Source organism: Noviherbaspirillum album, assembly GCF_035916955.1.
In the GTDB taxonomy this organism is placed as follows: domain Bacteria; phylum Pseudomonadota; class Gammaproteobacteria; order Burkholderiales; family Burkholderiaceae_D; genus Noviherbaspirillum; species Noviherbaspirillum album.
In genome coordinates this window covers 1-1,002 of the sequence record NZ_JAWIIV010000125.1, presented here as the reverse complement: position 1 = coordinate 1,002, position 1,002 = coordinate 1, and the positions used below count along the sequence as shown (strand labels likewise).

General features: G+C 60.9%; 2 protein-coding genes. Both read left to right on the top strand.

Annotation, left to right across the window (positions count from 1 at the left end; translation table 11 throughout):
* Positions 1 to 81 precede the first annotated feature (81 nt).
* On the top strand, positions 82 to 438 hold the full coding sequence (gene tnpA, locus RY831_RS33010; protein ID WP_326510504.1) for an IS66-like element accessory protein TnpA: 357 nt from the start codon (positions 82 to 84) through the stop codon (positions 436 to 438).
* Positions 414 to 770 carry an IS66 family insertion sequence element accessory protein TnpB gene (gene tnpB / locus RY831_RS33005; RefSeq protein ID WP_326510503.1) on the top strand — a complete coding sequence of 119 codons (357 nt, stop codon included), beginning with the start codon at positions 414 to 416 and terminating at the stop codon, positions 768 to 770. Before tnpA ends, tnpB begins: the two co-directional genes overlap by 25 nt.
* Positions 771 to 1,002 lie beyond the last annotated feature (232 nt).

Genomic DNA, 1,002 nt, shown 5'->3' with positions numbered 1-1,002 from the left:
GTAAGCGCCTAGCGAAACCACCTTGTAACGGATGTGACCTATAAGGATGATCGTGTCCACCTCATTTGAAGTGGACACCTCATGACAGAAGCGACACCAACCACACCTCGCCGGCGCTACCATGACGCAGCGCTGAAGGCACAGATCCTGGCAGAATGCGAACGCCCAGGTGCTTCCGTCGCCGCCGTGGCCATGGCACACGGTATCAATGCCAACTTGGTGCACAAGTGGCGAGGCCGGGCAATGCAACGCCAACGCAAAGCTGTTGCGACACCTGCGTCGACCTTCGTTCCCATTCCCATTTCTACCGCTGGCATTGCCCCTGTCACTACCGAACTACGCATTGAACTACGCCGCGGTTCGATGACAGCCACTGTCAGTTGGCCACTGTCCGCTGTCACGGAGTGCGCGGCATGGTTGCGCGAGGTGCTGCGGTGATCCGCATCGATGCCATCTGGCTAGCCGCCGAACCGTTGGACATGCGGGCCGGCACCGATACCGCCTTGGCCCGTGTGGTCAAGGTGTTCGGCGCCGCACGCCCGCACCATGCCTATCTGTTTGCCAACAAGAGCGGTACCAGGATGAAGGTGCTGGTCTACGATGGCTTGGGCATCTGGCTTGCCGCCCGTCGGCTCAACCGTGGTCGCTTCGTCTGGAGCGATAGCGGCTCGACTGACACCGTGGCGCTCAACATAGAGCAATTGCAGGCGCTAGTCACCGGCCTGCCATGGAAGACGCTGACGGCTGACCACGTCATCGCCGTGCTCTAACGCTCGGCACGTATACTGTTTCTGTTCCATAACGGCAGCTGTTCTGGCACACTGCCGCGCATGACTTCCGCACTCGACCTGTCCATTCTCGGCGCCGACGAACTGCGCCAGCTCGCCAGCCGGCTGCTGGAGGAGATGCGCGGCAAGCAGGCATTGATCGACAAGCTCACGCACGAAATGGCCATCCTCAAGCGGCTCAAGTTCGCCGCTTCCAGCGAAGCCTACACCGGTG